At 54.8% G+C, this 13,848-nt stretch carries 20 protein-coding genes and 2 pseudogenes; 2 read left to right on the top strand and 20 right to left on the bottom strand.

Going from position 1 to position 13,848, the window contains the following annotated elements; genetic code table 11:
* The 5 genes from F3I47_RS21435 to F3I47_RS21415 are packed head-to-tail and all read right to left on the bottom strand — an operon-like array spanning position 1 to position 4,639.
* Positions 1-2,463, bottom strand: a complete 2,463-nt coding sequence (locus F3I47_RS21435; RefSeq protein WP_150029866.1) for a phage tail tape measure protein — start codon at positions 2,461-2,463, stop codon at positions 1-3.
* Positions 2,453-2,578, bottom strand: a complete 126-nt coding sequence (locus F3I47_RS21430) for a GpE family phage tail protein (protein ID WP_128086079.1) — start codon at positions 2,576-2,578, stop codon at positions 2,453-2,455. Before F3I47_RS21430 ends, F3I47_RS21435 begins: the two co-directional genes overlap by 11 nt.
* Before the next feature lie 32 nt (positions 2,579-2,610).
* Entirely contained in the window at positions 2,611-2,889 is a 279-nt protein-coding gene (locus F3I47_RS21425; protein ID WP_150029867.1) for a phage tail assembly protein, read from the bottom strand.
* 58 nt (positions 2,890-2,947) lie between these two features.
* Positions 2,948-3,457: a phage major tail tube protein gene (locus F3I47_RS21420; RefSeq protein ID WP_150029868.1), complete on the bottom strand. Its 510-nt coding sequence runs from the start codon at positions 3,455-3,457 to the stop codon at positions 2,948-2,950.
* Between the two features lie 12 nt (positions 3,458-3,469).
* The gene (locus F3I47_RS21415) at positions 3,470-4,639 is read right to left on the bottom strand and encodes a phage tail sheath protein (protein ID WP_150042108.1); all 1,170 of its coding nucleotides are present in this window, start codon (positions 4,637-4,639) and stop codon (positions 3,470-3,472) included.
* A gap of 166 nt (positions 4,640-4,805) precedes the next feature.
* On the opposite strand from F3I47_RS21415, the pseudogene F3I47_RS22770 reads away from it, so the two are divergent.
* Positions 4,806-5,009, top strand: a pseudogene (locus F3I47_RS22770) (tail fiber assembly protein).
* Between the two features lie 158 nt (positions 5,010-5,167).
* On the opposite strand, the gene F3I47_RS21405 reads toward F3I47_RS22770, so the two are convergent.
* The 7 genes from F3I47_RS21405 to F3I47_RS21375 all read right to left on the bottom strand — a co-directional run bounded on the left by F3I47_RS21405 (position 5,168) and on the right by F3I47_RS21375 (position 9,794).
* Positions 5,168-5,746: a hypothetical protein gene (locus tag F3I47_RS21405; protein ID WP_150029870.1), complete on the bottom strand. Its 579-nt coding sequence runs from the start codon at positions 5,744-5,746 to the stop codon at positions 5,168-5,170.
* Between the two features lie 241 nt (positions 5,747-5,987).
* Positions 5,988-6,392, bottom strand: coding sequence for a tail fiber assembly protein (locus tag F3I47_RS21400; RefSeq protein ID WP_150029871.1), 405 nt, complete (start codon positions 6,390-6,392; stop codon positions 5,988-5,990).
* Entirely contained in the window at positions 6,393-7,352 is a 960-nt protein-coding gene (locus tag F3I47_RS21395; RefSeq protein ID WP_150029872.1) for a phage tail protein, read from the bottom strand.
* Positions 7,349-7,957 (bottom strand): phage tail protein I, encoded by a 609-nt coding sequence (locus tag F3I47_RS21390; RefSeq protein ID WP_150029873.1) that lies wholly within the window; start codon positions 7,955-7,957, stop codon positions 7,349-7,351. Before F3I47_RS21390 ends, F3I47_RS21395 begins: the two co-directional genes overlap by 4 nt.
* Positions 7,950-8,858, bottom strand: coding sequence for a baseplate assembly protein (locus F3I47_RS21385; protein WP_150029874.1), 909 nt, complete (start codon positions 8,856-8,858; stop codon positions 7,950-7,952). Before F3I47_RS21385 ends, F3I47_RS21390 begins: the two co-directional genes overlap by 8 nt.
* A gap of 4 nt (positions 8,859-8,862) precedes the next feature.
* Positions 8,863-9,213: a GPW/gp25 family protein gene (locus F3I47_RS21380; RefSeq protein ID WP_150029875.1), complete on the bottom strand. Its 351-nt coding sequence runs from the start codon at positions 9,211-9,213 to the stop codon at positions 8,863-8,865.
* The gene (locus tag F3I47_RS21375; RefSeq protein WP_150029876.1) at positions 9,210-9,794 is read right to left on the bottom strand and encodes a phage baseplate assembly protein V; all 585 of its coding nucleotides are present in this window, start codon (positions 9,792-9,794) and stop codon (positions 9,210-9,212) included. Before F3I47_RS21375 ends, F3I47_RS21380 begins: the two co-directional genes overlap by 4 nt.
* 89 nt (positions 9,795-9,883) lie before the next feature.
* On the opposite strand from F3I47_RS21375, the gene F3I47_RS21370 reads away from it, so the two are divergent.
* Entirely contained in the window at positions 9,884-10,951 is a 1,068-nt protein-coding gene (locus F3I47_RS21370; RefSeq protein WP_150029877.1) for a hypothetical protein, read from the top strand.
* Here the strand turns inward: F3I47_RS21370 and F3I47_RS21365 are convergent.
* The 8 genes and pseudogenes from F3I47_RS21365 to F3I47_RS21335 form a co-directional block, all read right to left on the bottom strand.
* A complete protein-coding gene (locus F3I47_RS21365) occupies positions 10,948-11,403 on the bottom strand; it encodes a phage virion morphogenesis protein (RefSeq protein WP_150029878.1) in 456 nt (151 codons plus the stop codon). The two genes, F3I47_RS21370 and F3I47_RS21365, sit on opposite strands and share 4 nt — an antisense overlap.
* Complete coding sequence (locus tag F3I47_RS21360; protein WP_033755169.1) at positions 11,400-11,867, bottom strand: phage tail protein; 468 nt, start codon at positions 11,865-11,867, stop codon at positions 11,400-11,402. The genes F3I47_RS21365 and F3I47_RS21360 overlap by 4 nt, the downstream gene beginning before the upstream one ends.
* Positions 11,800-12,120, bottom strand: coding sequence for an Rz1-like lysis system protein LysC (gene lysC, locus F3I47_RS22585; protein ID WP_223812756.1), 321 nt, complete (start codon positions 12,118-12,120; stop codon positions 11,800-11,802). Before lysC ends, F3I47_RS21360 begins: the two co-directional genes overlap by 68 nt.
* Positions 12,041-12,391 (bottom strand): annotated as a pseudogene (locus tag F3I47_RS21355) (LysB family phage lysis regulatory protein); the annotation flags it as partial. The gene lysC and the pseudogene F3I47_RS21355, both read right to left, overlap by 80 nt.
* Positions 12,388-12,897, bottom strand: coding sequence for a lysozyme (locus tag F3I47_RS21350; RefSeq protein ID WP_150042106.1), 510 nt, complete (start codon positions 12,895-12,897; stop codon positions 12,388-12,390). The pseudogene F3I47_RS21355 and the gene F3I47_RS21350, both read right to left, overlap by 4 nt.
* A complete protein-coding gene (locus tag F3I47_RS21345) occupies positions 12,881-13,099 on the bottom strand; it encodes an HP1 family phage holin (RefSeq protein ID WP_150029881.1) in 219 nt (72 codons plus the stop codon). Before F3I47_RS21345 ends, F3I47_RS21350 begins: the two co-directional genes overlap by 17 nt.
* Positions 13,100-13,101: 2 nt before the next feature.
* Entirely contained in the window at positions 13,102-13,305 is a 204-nt protein-coding gene (locus tag F3I47_RS21340) for a tail protein X (RefSeq protein ID WP_150029882.1), read from the bottom strand.
* Positions 13,305-13,775 carry a head completion/stabilization protein gene (locus tag F3I47_RS21335; protein WP_150029883.1) on the bottom strand — a complete coding sequence of 157 codons (471 nt, stop codon included), beginning with the start codon at positions 13,773-13,775 and terminating at the stop codon, positions 13,305-13,307. The genes F3I47_RS21340 and F3I47_RS21335 overlap by 1 nt, the downstream gene beginning before the upstream one ends.
* Between the last annotated feature and the right edge of the window lie 73 nt (positions 13,776-13,848).

Here is a 13,848-nt window from a genome sequence, read left to right as displayed (position 1 = left end):
TTAATCCTCCCAGCCCATTTTGCTGCGGTTCTGCGCCTGCCGGTTGCGCTGCTCTTTTGCCTGATGCTGCGCCATCAGCGCCATTGCGTCGTCTTTGGTCATCCCCTCATGCATATTGATTTCATACTGATAGGTATTCTGGCTGCGGTCGGTAAATCCGCCTCCAGCTGACGGGGCTGAAACCGGACGGTACGCCGCGCCACCATAGGCGAGGTTGTATTCCAGCCCGCCGGTATCTGCGCCCGCGCCGCCGGTTGCTATTGGATCGGTCGACGGCACTTTGTCTTTCAGCCCGTCGGATTTCGTGTCGATAATGCCGAGCTTATCCAGCACCCAGTTGATGCCACCCATCAGCTGATCGAGCGCATGCCCCGGAATTTTCAGCGCCTCGGCCAGCATGTTGCCGAACTGCTTACCCATGTCTCCGGCGGCGGCAAGTTCGGCCTGCGTGGATTTGACCGGCTCCAGCAGTTTGCCGAACCAGTCCCAAAGCTCTTTGACCTTACCGCCTACCCACTCAAAAGCGGGCTTCAGCGAGCCGAAGGAATCACTGATCGGCCCCATCGCAGCTGTGAAGCCTTCGGCCATACCTGCAATAAAGGCGCTGATGGGTTCCCAGTATTTGCGAACCAGTAGCGCACCGGCCACGATTGCCGACGCGACGGCCACTACCGGCAGCGTGATGGCACCGAGCGCCGCCGTAATCGCTCCACCCGCGATGCTGAATGCCGTGCCGAGGAAGCCCGCTCCGGCAATCAGGGTATTCACGCCCGCAATCACCGGCCAGGCTACCAGCCCGATAGCGCCCAGCGCCCCGGCTAACATCAGCCCGCCCATTACCACCTTAGCAATACCGCCCGCCAGCTCAGGATTAGCTTTAATCCAGCCATCAACTTTAAGCAGCAGCGCCGCTGTATCCTGGGTGAGTGTTCGCAGGGCGCCATCGTTCTGATCAAAAAGGTCGGTGCCGATAGCCTCATATGCAGACTGCAGCTCTTTCAGATCACCGCCGAGGTTATCCTGCATGACCTGGACCAGCTCGGCCGTTTTGCCATCAGAGGCTTTAAACGTGGCAGTCAGCTCATCGAGCTTACCGGTTGAGGCGGCTGTCATCAGCACGGCCGCTGATGAGCTGGCCTCCTCGCCAAAGATAGTTTTCATGTACTCGGCGCGCTGGCCCGATCCCAGCTTGTGACGGTCGAAGCTCGCCTGCATTTCTTTCAGAATGGCAAAGATGGGGCGGGTATTTCCTTTGCCGTCTGCCGTTTTAATGCCCAGCTCTTTGATAGCCTTGAATGACTCGCCGGTGGGAGCCTGCAGCCTGCTTAGCACCGCGCGGCTTCCGGTACCGGCCATCGAGCCGGTGATTTTGGCATCGTGCAGAGCGCCGACCATCGCTGCCGCCTGCTCGATGCTGACGCCCGCATTTTTCGCCACCGGGGCGACGTAGGTCAGCGCGTCGCTAAGCCCGTCAAAGTCAGCGGCCGTTTTATTCATGGTCATCGACAGCACGTCGCCGATGTGTGCAACCTTATCGTTAGAAAGCTGGAAGGCTGATTTCATCCCCATCAGCAGCCCGGCGTTTTCCTCCATCGTGCGCTTGTTTGCCAGCGCCATGTTGAGCGTGACCGGCGTAACGGCCTGCACGGCTGCGGCATCGCCACCACCTTTGGCAATAACGATTTGCGCGCCGGCCGCATCATCGGCAGATGCGGCCGTTGTATCGCCGAGCTGACGCGCCTGCGCACGCAGTACGGTCATTTCCTTTGAATCTTTCGCCACGCCGAGTACGGCCTGCAGTTCGGAGTTTTTCTGTGCGAAATTAAAGCCCGGCATCAGCAGCGAAGTTGCCGCCATGCCGCCGACCGTTGCAGCCCCGATACCGGCCGCCCCCATATTGCGCACCTTGCCCGACAGCTCCTGGCCTTTCCGGTAGCGCTCACTTGTCTGGTTCAGTCGTTCCTGCTGTGCATTCAGCTGCTGAAGTTCCATTTTCTGACGGCTCAGGCTTACAGTTGCCTGCGCTGATGCAGTTCGCAGACGCTGCTGCTCGCTGCTCAGGCTTTTGGTGGAAATCCCTGCTGCGTTAAGCGCCTCGCGCTGCTGCTGCACCGACAGGCGCAGGCTGTTGGTTTTCGTCTGCAGCTCTGCCGCTGCCTGCCGGGCCTTTTCCAGTGCGCGGGCCTGCTGCTGCGTGGGGCGCTCCGTGTTTTTAAACTGCACGGCCAGCGCTGCGGCCTCCTGCTTTGCGTTTTTGAGGCTCTGCTGCGTGACGGCCAGCTGCGCGCTGGCCTTACGGAAGCCGTCAATTTTCCCGGCCTGCGCGTCCAGCTCCTTAATCGTTGATTGTGTCTGGCGAATGTCAGACGACAGATTTTTAGCGGCAGTCTGAACGGCTTTGAAGGGGCGCGAGGCTTTGTCTACCGCGTTCAGCAGCACCTGCACCTTGAGGTTATTGCTCATCCGGGTTCGCTCCGCTGCGGATAAAGGCTTTATGCCGCCAGTCGATCAGCTCGGCCAGCGGCATGTCGTACATCTCGGAGGGTTGCCAGTGGAATATCGTGGCAATATCGGCCATCAGGTCATTGACCGTCAGGCCGCGAGGCCAGTCTATTCGTCCGACTTCGACTGCAAAAAACCGATCACCTTTCCGCCCAGCGTAATCAGGTCAACCGCATCGAGGGCGTTACATTCAGCCTTTGTCAGCGCTGGCAGGGTAATGCGCGGCAGCACGGTCAGCAGCGCGTCAACATCCGACTGGCACAGATCGGCCAGGCGCACGCCGCGCAGGCTTCCGGCGGTCGGTTTAATCAGCTCCACGCTTTTGATTTCGGTTTCGCCGCGCAGCAGCGGGGTTTTAAACTCAACAACGTTATCTTTCTTTTCCATGATTGTTCTCTGTTCACTGTAGTCAGGTAACGCCAGCGGCGGACGCTGGCGTCAGGGTTTATACCAGGCCGAGGTTTTTACGGCGCTGCTCAAGGCGGTCAGTGCCGTTAACCCTCTCCACCATGTTGATGGTGTCGATTTCGATCAGCTCCTTGCCGTTAAAGGACAGCTTGTAATAGGTGTTTTTACTGGTGATTTTGATTTCCGAGTCTTCACCCTGCTTGGCCTCGCCGAAGTCGAAAGACTGATGCTTACCGCGCACCTCAATCTCTACCGCGATTTCCTCGCCGGTATCGTCGCGCTGGTAAGAGCCGGTAAAGCGCAGGGGAATGTCGGAGGCTCCCCACTGCGTGAGTACCAGCTCATCAATGCCGCCGATACTCCATTCCATATCAAGCGCGTCATCTTCCAGGCCGTTATCGATAAAGGCCGCGCCGCTCATGCCGCCCGCGCGGAACGGGTCGAGCTTGCGCGCCAGCTTCGGCAGGGTGACGGCGGTGACGACGCCCTGATAGCTGTTGGCGTTGTTGAAAAGGTTCATGCCCTTCAGTTTGCGTGGCAGTGCCATTTATCCGGCTCCTCAGCTGTTTACGGATGCGGCGAAGTTCGCCAGATATTTGTCGGAAATGCGCTGGCGCAGCGTCAGGTCTTCCAGCGGCGGAACCGGCGTATAGTCGTAGTCGATAGAGAGCTTGCCCGCCTTCAGGCTGTCTTTGTCGTTGGCGCTTTCGTCATACCAGGCGGATGCACCCAGCAGATAACCGGCAGTGACCAGCTCGCGAAATTTCGCGTTAATGCCTGCGATAATCTCTCGCACCAGAACCGGCGTCAGCGGCTTATCAACCGCCCACATATGCGCCTCGGCCATCGTGTCGGCCAGCACCTGCGCCGTGCGGGTGTAGTTCTCGAACTGGAACAGCGGGTCATCGCTGCAGGTACGGTTACCCCAGAAGCGGAAACCGTCTTTACGGATCAGCGTGGTAACGTCGGCCTCGTTGAGCAGGTCGGCGTCGGTGCCGGTCTGCTGCAGATCCCAGAACACTGATGCGGAAATACCGGTCACGTTGTTGACGCCGACGTTAGACAGGGTTTTATGCCAGCCCGTGTCGTTGTCGATTCTGGCGCGCAGGCCCAGCGCACGGGCAGTGGCAAAGGCGGTATCGGATTTACTGGTTGCGGTGTTCCATGCAACGAAATCAGGCCAGATAACCATGATTTCGCGCTGGCTGAAGTTCTGGCGGTACAGGCGGGCTTCGGAAATGTTTTTACATTCCCATGCTGACACATAGGCAAAGGCGCGCAGCTGCTCAGCAATGCTGGCAAGCGCGGTTGCCACTGGCAGTGAATCCAGTCCCGGCACACCGAGGATACGCGGCTTCACATCGAGCTGGGTCTGCGCGGCGAGCAGCGCTTTCATGCCGGTATACTGGCCGTTTTCATCCGTGCCGCCGATGATATTGGACGTGGTTTCGGCTTCGTCGGCTCCTTCAGCGACGCGCACGACGACGGTCACGGGTTTTGACTGGTCAGCAATAGCCTGCAGCGCGGCAGCGAGCGTGCCTTTTTTACCGGCCTTGCCGACAGCGGCCTGCACGTTGGTGATAAGTACCGGCGTATTGAGCGGGAAAGTTGCCGCATCCGCATCCTGGGCGGTGCAGACCATGCCGACGATTGCAGTTGATACGGTTGTAATGGTGCGCGTGCCGTCGTTAACTTCGACGACGCGGACACCATGATGATAATCAGACATCTGATGCACTCCGTTTTGAGGGTGTGCTCAGGGTGTCAGGTCAGGTTTTGCAGTGCATCTGATGGGGGTTTGCTGGTCAGTCAGCAGACAAAATTAATAATCTGGCGCTGCCTATTGGCCGGTATGTATCGGTAAAGGGTTTTTTTACTGATACCACGAGAATGCAGTGCTGATTGCCAGCAGCAGACTGGCCGCTGAAATGGATGAGACAAACCGGACCATTGCGCCGCTGCAGGATGCGGTTGATATTAGTTTTGCATCTGATAAGGAGATCACCTGCATGGCAGAATGAAAACGGTATCGGGTGGCGCTGAGCTGGATTGATACCAGCAAAGCGCCAGATATCGAATGGCCTGAAAGGGCGAAATAAAATAAGCGTGTCAACTAAATTTTAAGCTAACACCATTCCTGAGAGAAATATATTCTTGAGTCCGCTTTATGCCAAAAGCGGACTCTGATTACTGCACAACACCAACTATGATTAAAGATAAATCTATTAAGAGTTTGCGAATCTCAATGAAGAGCAACTCAACATGTTGACATCATCAAAGATGAATTTGCATTAAAAAAGCCTTGATAGTCCTCATATAGTCCATTTGCACGTGCAAAACTTATTGCTTCATTAAGCTTGGATCTGGCGATATTATACTGTTTCCAACCTTCTTTATCATTACATTCAGGAGTGACCCTTAAATTAGCACCTGTTGCAGAAAATTCAGACATTAAGTTATTTAGTTTTTCTTCTGCTATTTGCCTACGTATTTCCACTGATGAAGCTCTCGCGCTCTCATTAAGCTCAGCATTTAATTTCTCATATTTTATCTTTAAGCTATCTAATTCCAAGAGTTTCTTGGCATAAGTTTCTTTTTCGCTTTTAATTGAGATCTCTTGCTTATATACTTCTTTCTCCCTTTTTAAAAACTCCTCCTGCTTAATAAGGCTTTCATCGTAAAAAGCTTTAACCTGCTGGTCTAATTCATTTTTCTTATCATATAGAACTATATATTGCTGGACTAAAAAAGCACCAAAAGCGCCAAAAATAAGTAAAGAAACAATACAGGCGACAAGGTTTTTACGAATGAAATTCGACAACTCTTTTAAATTCATGGCTTCCTCTTTTTGTTTGAGCATACATATAGACTAATAAATCAATGCCAATTCTACTTTAAAATGCTCTAAAATATCCAAGTATACTTGCCGTTCAAAAAATAATCACGCTCGTTATGTCTATCAGGTTGAGAGAATAATGTAGACTTATGTATGCCGCTCATGGCTGGAGGTGGGTTTTAAGTTTGGCTCAGCTCCACAATGCAGAACAAATACTGAGCCAGACAATAACGCAGCCTTCTTATTGGACAGGCTGTTCAGGCCATATTATTTTTTTAGCATCTTCCGGGTTCACCCGCATCAGCATGACGCGGTATTTTTTCCAGGCGATAAGCTGGCTTGCCTCATCATCTGTCGCTATCCCTAAATCGTTCGCATCTTGCAGGGGCTGAATAGCCGCATCAGCTTCAGCCCGCAACCTGCTTCGCTTGTCCTCAGCCTGGCTGATAAGTTCCTCAGCTGTCGGTAATGGCTGTTCAGTCAGGCAGGGCCGCATATCAGCACCACAGGCAATCAGCTTTCCTTCTGCCTGCCCGGACAGTAAATCAGCCCAGGCCTGTTCGGTAATATTGATCGCATCTTCCGGGATATCCCGATTAATGGCGGTATCATAAAAGGCATTATTCGAAGGCGAATATTTTTTCATTTAAATTCCTAACGCTATCCACCAGATGCCCTGCTGAGTAGTATCCGGGCCGCTGTTTGTAAGAGAGAAAGATGATTTATCGCGAAATTGCACACCTACTGCGTATTCGCCTTTTGACGGAATTGAAGATCCCTTATTAGCAACAAGTGAAAATCCGGCACTTGGAAACGACACAGGAAGCGTAACAATCGTGGTTGACTGCTGTGCAAATGTGCCACTCCCCCATTGCAGGATCAGGCCGTTCGGGAATTTGCAGTACCCGTTACCGCTTTTAACGATTGAGAAGAAACTCATGTCAGGCAGCTGGCCGGTGCCATTACCTACGGTCTTTTTTGCCGCGTCACCTAAACCGAGGTTTTTGAGAACGTCAGGAACCACCCCGGCGTCTTTGATTTCTGCCAGGGCGCTTGCGATCTGCAGGTACTGGCTGTGTGGGTTTTTCGCCGCGATATGGTTTTTCATTACACTGTCTGCGTAAGCCTTCACCTCGATCACAGCGTCATCAACATATTTCCTCGTTGCCAGCACGACTGATGGATCAATTTTCAGCGTGACGGCCGCTTTGCTGTTCACGATTAAAATCATGCGCACGGTCTGCGTACGGCCGCTACCTTCAGCAAGTTGCGGCTTATAGGTCTCCGGGCAGTTAGCTACGGCAATCAGCACACCGTCGGCGTCATACAAACCAATCTCGCGGATCCAGAAACCGCCCTCGCTTTCGGGGATAATCTGCTCAGCGATAATCTGGCTGCTGTTTGCCGCGTCAACGGTCAGCGAATTAAGCTGCGCGCGGCGCTTCTCGCCAATGAGCTTAGTCTGTGCCGCGTCTGGCGTCGGCAGCGTGCCGCCACCGTCCCCGACCCCCAATGATGTGATATTCACTTTTGTGCCGAGCGCGGCGGCGTTCGCCAGCTTAGCCGCGCCCTGATTGGTCAGCAGGGCAAAATATTTAGTCGTCATGCGCTCACTTCCGTCAAGTCAATAAGATGCACCGCCACGCCGGAATAACCCGGCCCGCCGACGCTGATAAGTTCTGGTGTGTAAGGGTAAACGGTCAGCTCGTCGCCGCTGTAGCTGGCAACGGCAACCGGCAGCGTGCCGTTAGCATCAAGATTGATGGACAGGCCGATGAGGTGTCGGCTGCAGGGCTTCGCGTCGGCTATCAGGCGCTCCAGCTCGTTATACATTTCCTCGGTAATGCCGGTATCCAGCACGCCCACGTCAAGCCGGAACGTGCCGGGCGCTTCGTTGGTTTTCCACCACTCAATGATTCTGATGAGATAGCCCAGCGGCTCAACGACGCGGCGGATAGCGCCGATAGTGCCTTTATGCCGGTGCACGTACTGCGAGGCGGCAACCACGGCGCGTTTTGTCGATTCCGGCCAGGCTGAATCCCAGCGGTTAACTGACCACGCCCATGCCAGATAGGGCAGAAGATCCACCGGGCAGGTTTGCGGATTCCATAACTGGCGCAGCGGCACGCTCATAGCACCAGGGTTTGCCAGCGCCTCAGCGGCGGCAACCTCAAGCGCTGAAGAACCGGTCGGCAGCAGGCGATCACTCATCCGAGCCTCCCACGGTCAGCATGTAGCCCGTGCAGTAAGCGGCCTGCGTTTTATCGAGCACCACGTCAGCAGAAGGCTTGATGAGGTTGACGCGCTGCACGCCCTCAACGTGCATGGCGGCATACAGCGCAGACAGACGAATGTCGCGGCCGAGACGCTTCTGCGCGCTGACAAAGGCGGCGAGCTTTGCCTCAGAGGCGGCTCGGACTGGCTCCGCCTCAGGCCCCGGATAGAGGTAAAGTTCGGCCACGATTTCATAATTCACAATCTTCGCTGACTGCACGCTCACCCGGTCGGCAACCGGGCGCACGTCTTCGTCATTGAGCGCAGCGTTAACCACGGCCAGCAAGTCGTCGCCCGCCACGCCGCTACCCTCCCGCGCGAGCACAGTCACAGTGACAACGGCGGGCGACGGGCTGATAGCTGATGCATCAGCTATGCGGCCGTCGGCGCTTCTGGCGTGATACTCATATGCACCGGTCGGCCCGGCAACGCTAAGCCCCTCAAACGCCGAGGCAATGCGCAGCCGGAAATCATCGTTACTTTCCATCACGGCGGCGGTTGGTGGAATGGTCGTATCATCGGCCGGGGTAATCGTCAGGCGGGTTACGCCATTGTTTGCGCCGAGCTGGTCAAGGTCGCCATCCAGTGCATACGCCACCATTACCGCCTGTCCCGCCTCGTTGATGCGCTGGCGCAGGATCAGCTCGCGGTAAGCGTTTTCCTGCAGCAGTTTAACGATAGGCTCTGACTCCAGCGTCAGCGTGCGGGCGACGGCCTCCTGCTGGTCAGCAGGGTAAAGGGAAATCAGCGTCGCCTTTCGCTCGGCCAGCAGGCTTTCATAGTCCAGCGGCTCCACCACATCAGGCGCGGGAAGCTGACTCAGGTCGATAGTTGCCATAGTCTCAGCTCACAGGAACGGTTAAGGAAAAAGGCTGCGCGCTGTCGGTGCGGCTGCCGGACAGCTCAACCACCATTGCGCCGTTGATATCCGACTCAAAGCTGATGGCGGTCAGCTTTACGCGCGGCTCCCACTTTAGGATCGCCAGATAGCAGGCCGACATAATCTGCAGGCGCAGCGCCTCGTTCTGCGGCTTGTCAATCAGGGCGGATAAAAGCGAACCATACTGGCGGCGCATCACCCTGGAGCCGAGCGGGGTCAGCAGAATGTCACGCACCGACTGCCGGATATGATCGAGATCGGTCAGCGTGCCGCCGGTTTCGCGGTTCATGCCGATATATTTTGTGGTTGTCATACTGGTGCCCCCGTCTTGCCGCCGCTGTCGCCCGGATGGATATGCGAATGCAGCACCTTGCCGTTTGAGGACAGATTGCCGCCGGTATGCGTAACGTCGCCTTTCATCGTGCCGCCCTTTGTGACCTCCAGCTGCGCAGTTTTTAACAGCGTTGTGCATTCCACTTCGGGCGAGTCAAACAGGATTTTTGCCGCTGCTTTAATAGTTGCGGTCTGTATGCCGGTTGCGATCAACGCGCCGTTTTCCGGCTCGTACTCGATCACCGCGCCGTCAGGAAATGACCAGTGCAGCGCATCAGCCGAGGCTGACGGAGCCGGGTTGTCATCGGAGAAAATGCCCGGCAGCACAAAGCCGGTATCGAGTTCGCCGCCCAGGCAAAGAACAAGCACCTGCTCCCCCACTGACGGCGCATTCCAGGAGCGGGTTTTACCCGCGCGGGAGCTCAGCCAGTGCAGCCAGCCGGTTGTGTTTTTTCCCGTATCGACACGGCACAGTCCGCCGTCAAGATTGACGGCCGACACGGTTCCGATGCGGATTAGGTTGCGCAGCAAGCGCTGGATTTCAAAAATTTGCTCATTCATGGCAAGATGATGAAGCAGAGCAATTCAAGATTCAAAACCATGTCGTATGGTGGTCTACTAACAAACACAATTATTCTTCGGGTGGATGTATGCAGGATTTTTTTACGTTAAGTAATGTTCAGAATATAATTGCCTACTACCGCAGCATGTTAAACAACCTTACTCCAGCAAACTCTTTTGAAAAAAGTAGGAACGAAAATATTTCCACAATGCTCGCCTCATTTTCAAGAAATGCTCAAGAGTGGGATCAGAAGTCACAAGTTAACATTAATTACATAGGTGAAAGATTTTTTAATGAGTTACAAGCTAAAGAGTCTAATCAAGACTCTTTAGATGAGGTTTTTTCCAGCTGCTTTAGATTTTTACTTGAATACTATATAAACATGCCAAGCGAACTTGGTCACCCTTTCGGTTCTATCAAGTCATTTGCCGTACATCACCTTGATGATTTTACTGATTCTGCTAAGGCTCAAATCGAGTATGCCTTGAGGGAGATGCCAATAAATATCCTAAAAGACATTTTGCATAGTGCAGAATTTAAAGCCTTGAGAGAGTTACCTTCAATTACCGAGCATGCTGAAAATCTCAAAGAAAAGTGGGATGCCGAGCTGGAAGAAAGGATTGTTAAAACAAACAGTTTAAAAGAAACCTTGAAAGAATATGAGCAAGCTTTCAATTTTGCAGGTTTATTTAAGGGATTCTTCGACTTAGGCGATAGCAAAAAACAAGAAGCGCGCTCTGCAAAAGCACTTCTTGTTGCCTTAGCCATAATGGTTCCCATGCCTATCATATTTGAAACTGTATACTTTGTTTTTAATGATGTGACATTCACCTCAGCTTGGGATTTAATTAAAATCCTACCCGCTGCATCAATGTCCCTGTTGCTAATTTACTTCTTCCGCATATCTCTCAGAAACTATAACTCGCTAAAAGCTCAATTATTGCAAGTTGAGTTAAGGAAAACTCTTTGTCAGTTCATTCAAAGCTATGTTGATTATAGCAAGGAGATAAAAAGTAAAGAGCACAACCCGCTTGATAAATTCGAAGATATAATCTTTTCGAACATCATGACTGCTGAAGAAAAAATCCCATCGACATTTGATGGTGTTGATCAGCTTGCTAACATGATTAAAGCCGTTAAAGGATCGAAGGGTTAATAAGAGAGATGTAGATAATTTATTATGTAATTCTCAATAAAAATGATGTCATGGTCACTTACTCCTAACAGTGGCCTAGCCTCATATCGCACCTCCTTTCCTTTGCGCGATGGCCGGTCACGCAGCCCGTAATGATGCACGCGTACCATGCGCTGCACGTTACCCGCAAACTCGATCACGGCCTCATTCGGGCTGGCCTGCATCTTCATGTATTTAGCCGTGCGCAGCTTTGCGAACATCTCGCGCTTTATCCGGCCCTTTTTGCTGCGTACCGGCTGCGCTTTTCGGGGCTTGAACGGCGTACCGTCTGGCGCCTGCTGGCGCTTGATGTTTTGCTGCTGACTGGCGCGCAGCTTGCGGCCAATGCTGCGCGCCATTTCTTTACGCGCCGGGGCTGACAGGCTGCTGATGAGCGCCTCCAGACGGTCGTTTACCAGCTGCAGGTCGCTCATGATTGCCACTCGCTGATGAGCTTACCGCCTGCGTAAAGCTGCAACGGCCTCGCATCGTTATCCGGCAGCGGATTCTCGCCAACGTGAGTGACGTGCAGCGCGCCGTCTACCTGCTTCACGATCACGCGCTCGCTCAGTTGTAGCTCTATGCTGATATCGCTGGTCGTGTCGCTGATCACGTCTGCCGTGAAGGTAAAGCCCGTCCGGCGCTTTTCCTCTGTTGCCATAATGTCGGGTTCATTCGTCCGTAGCCATTCAAGCAGCGGCACGATAAGCAGGTCAATATTGTCGGCGTAATCCGTAATCACCATGTTCAGCCGGTACTGATATTCAAACGACAGCGAGCTGGCAAGCGTCGAGACAATGCGCCCGCTGTCGATAAATACGTTCAGCGCGTCAGGGTTTCGCTGCAGCTCCGGCACGCTGTCGGTCAGCGCCCGGCGTAGTTGTTGCGGTTTCAGCATCGTGTTGTTCCTGGCAGTCTTTGATGATTTCGACCTGCAGCCCGCAGGCAGCGAGCGCGGCCTCTAACTGGCGATTATCCGCCGCCAGATCGCCCGCCGTTTTGAGGCTGTTTCCCGGCACCGGGCAGCTTGTCACGCGCGGACACCCAATCCAGATAATCTCTGGCGCTGGCGAAGGCCGGACGGGCGTGCAGCCGGATAACATCGTCAGGCAGATCAGCAGCAGACCAGTCACGCAGTATCGGATTTGCATCGGTTTCTCTCTGTATGGTCATTTCACGGTTAAGCGCGGCTGTGCTGGCGCGCCCCTGCATCAGCCGCAGCTCGGCCTCGCGCTTCTGGCTGGCCCTTGCATCGGCATCAAGCCTCGCTATCGCTTTATCCCTGCTCTCGATACCGGCCGACAGCGTGCCGATAATGCGCTGTGCGCTGGTCAGGTCATCCTTAACGACTTTCCACTGCCAGCCGGTCACGCCCAGCGCCAGCAGAGCGACGGCCAAAAGCAGAGCTATCAGGCGCGTCATGACACACCCTGCAGGCAGTAGGCTGTCTCATTCGCGCGGCGGTTCTCCAGCCCGCGATTTCTCACGCCCTTAACGAACACCCAGCGCCGTAGCTCATTACAGGCATCAGACCAGTGCTGCAGCCTGATATAACGGGCAAAGGTCGAGCTGCAGGCTGCACGCACGCCGACGTTAAAGGCGAATGAAACGGCGGTGTCATAGACCGGCTGCGGCATCTCAGCCGACATACAGGCATCAATCCCGCGCTCGACGCGCATCACGTCATAAACAAGATTGACCGCCGCCTGTCGCTCGCTGATCTGGCTTCGCGGGGTCACGCCCTCTGTGTGACCGATGCCGTTAGTCCAGACTCCGGCGCTGCACTGATAGGGCGAGGTGCGGCACCCCTCGGCGTTGGCGATAAGCGCAAGTCCGGCCTCGGACGTTTTCAGGGTTTTAAACTGTGGCAGCAGCGCGGCAATTGCCAGCACGGCCACCACGGCGCAGCGTTTAACGGTCTGGCTCAAGGCTCACCCCCCGCAGGCGCTGCAGCTCGTAGGTTTTACGGCGGTAATGCCAGTTGATAAAGAACGTCGCCACGTTAGTGATAAGCGTGATAACGGCCACTCCGGAACCGACCATAAAGGCGATATCCTGTGGCGTATGACGGCCGAACCACATCAGGATGAGGCTTATCAGGTAGTTAATCACAGAGCTGATTTTTTCCATTTTTAGTCCCACAGGTTGACGGTTTCACCTGCTGAAGAGTCAGGCAGATCGGGCAGCGTTACCTCACAGCCGTGCGGCAGCACCGGCCCGCTTTCGGCGAGGCCCGGATTAGCCGCATAAACCAGCTCGACGGCCTGACCGGTTCGCCCGTAAAAGCGCTGACAGATTTCGTCAACGGTATCGCCCTGTTGCGCGTAAACGTTCATCAGAGCAGATCCACAATGCAGCCAGGCTTACCGGCAATGCGGCTGATACTGAATCGCGCATCGCGCCAGTACTCGTCGGCGCTCGCCTCAATTTCTCCCGCTTTTTTCGTGCCGCTGGCGTCATAGCCACGATAGCGCTCAACGATGGTGGCAGCTGTCAGCGCACCGACGGCGGCAAGGTAGGCCGTAATCTTTTCGCTCTCGCCGTCCAGCGATTCCGCAGGCACGTCGGCCAGCGCCTTAAAGCCCGCCGCAATCTGCGCGGCGCGCCAGTCGTACAGCTCGGCGTTCACTTCTGAAATCGCCGTCTTCACGGCCAGGCGCAGGCGCTGCGCCGTGACCGTTCCCTCATAGCGCAGCGAATCGCGCAGCTGTTGCAGGTCAACGTCAGGCCAGAAAAACGTATTCTTTACCGCCGGCTCGGCAGCGTCTGCCGGTCGCGGGGCGGGGATAACAACCGTGTTATTCATAATCGGCCTTTGAAATAGGTGGGCGGTGGAGGACGGCGCAGACACTGAAAGTGCGTTGCCGTCCTGCCGCCCG

Origin of the sequence: Pantoea sp. M_10 (assembly GCF_008631515.1) — a bacterium.
GTDB lineage: Bacteria > Pseudomonadota > Gammaproteobacteria > Enterobacterales > Enterobacteriaceae > Pantoea > Pantoea anthophila.
Note: the sequence above shows the minus strand (reverse complement) of the source record. Positions and strands in the feature narration are given on the sequence as shown.

Coding starts and splice junctions, on each gene's coding strand:
- F3I47_RS21420 (WP_150029868.1), bottom strand. CDS start 3,457: ATGGCACTGCCACGCAAACTGAAGGGCATGAACCTTTTCAACAACGCC.
- F3I47_RS21430 (WP_128086079.1), bottom strand. CDS start 2,578: ATGGCCGATATTGCCACGATATTCCACTGGCAACCCTCCGAGATGTAC.
- F3I47_RS21360 (WP_033755169.1), bottom strand. CDS start 11,867: ATGCTGAAACCGCAACAACTACGCCGGGCGCTGACCGACAGCGTGCCG.
- F3I47_RS21335 (WP_150029883.1), bottom strand. CDS start 13,775: ATGAATAACACGGTTGTTATCCCCGCCCCGCGACCGGCAGACGCTGCC.
- F3I47_RS21375 (WP_150029876.1), bottom strand. CDS start 9,794: ATGAATGAGCAAATTTTTGAAATCCAGCGCTTGCTGCGCAACCTAATC.
- F3I47_RS21425 (WP_150029867.1), bottom strand. CDS start 2,889: ATGGAAAAGAAAGATAACGTTGTTGAGTTTAAAACCCCGCTGCTGCGC.
- F3I47_RS21380 (WP_150029875.1), bottom strand. CDS start 9,213: ATGACAACCACAAAATATATCGGCATGAACCGCGAAACCGGCGGCACG.
- F3I47_RS21435 (WP_150029866.1), bottom strand. CDS start 2,463: ATGAGCAATAACCTCAAGGTGCAGGTGCTGCTGAACGCGGTAGACAAA.
- F3I47_RS21340 (WP_150029882.1), bottom strand. CDS start 13,305: ATGAACGTTTACGCGCAACAGGGCGATACCGTTGACGAAATCTGTCAG.
- F3I47_RS21385 (WP_150029874.1), bottom strand. CDS start 8,858: ATGGCAACTATCGACCTGAGTCAGCTTCCCGCGCCTGATGTGGTGGAG.
- lysC (WP_223812756.1), bottom strand. CDS start 12,120: ATGCAAATCCGATACTGCGTGACTGGTCTGCTGCTGATCTGCCTGACG.
- F3I47_RS21345 (WP_150029881.1), bottom strand. CDS start 13,099: ATGGAAAAAATCAGCTCTGTGATTAACTACCTGATAAGCCTCATCCTG.
- F3I47_RS21415 (WP_150042108.1), bottom strand. CDS start 4,639: ATGTCTGATTATCATCATGGTGTCCGCGTCGTCGAAGTTAACGACGGC.
- F3I47_RS21395 (WP_150029872.1), bottom strand. CDS start 7,352: ATGACGACTAAATATTTTGCCCTGCTGACCAATCAGGGCGCGGCTAAG.
- F3I47_RS21370 (WP_150029877.1), top strand. CDS start 9,884: ATGCAGGATTTTTTTACGTTAAGTAATGTTCAGAATATAATTGCCTAC.
- F3I47_RS21400 (WP_150029871.1), bottom strand. CDS start 6,392: ATGAAAAAATATTCGCCTTCGAATAATGCCTTTTATGATACCGCCATT.
- F3I47_RS21405 (WP_150029870.1), bottom strand. CDS start 5,746: ATGAATTTAAAAGAGTTGTCGAATTTCATTCGTAAAAACCTTGTCGCC.
- F3I47_RS21390 (WP_150029873.1), bottom strand. CDS start 7,957: ATGAGTGATCGCCTGCTGCCGACCGGTTCTTCAGCGCTTGAGGTTGCC.
- F3I47_RS21365 (WP_150029878.1), bottom strand. CDS start 11,403: ATGAGCGACCTGCAGCTGGTAAACGACCGTCTGGAGGCGCTCATCAGC.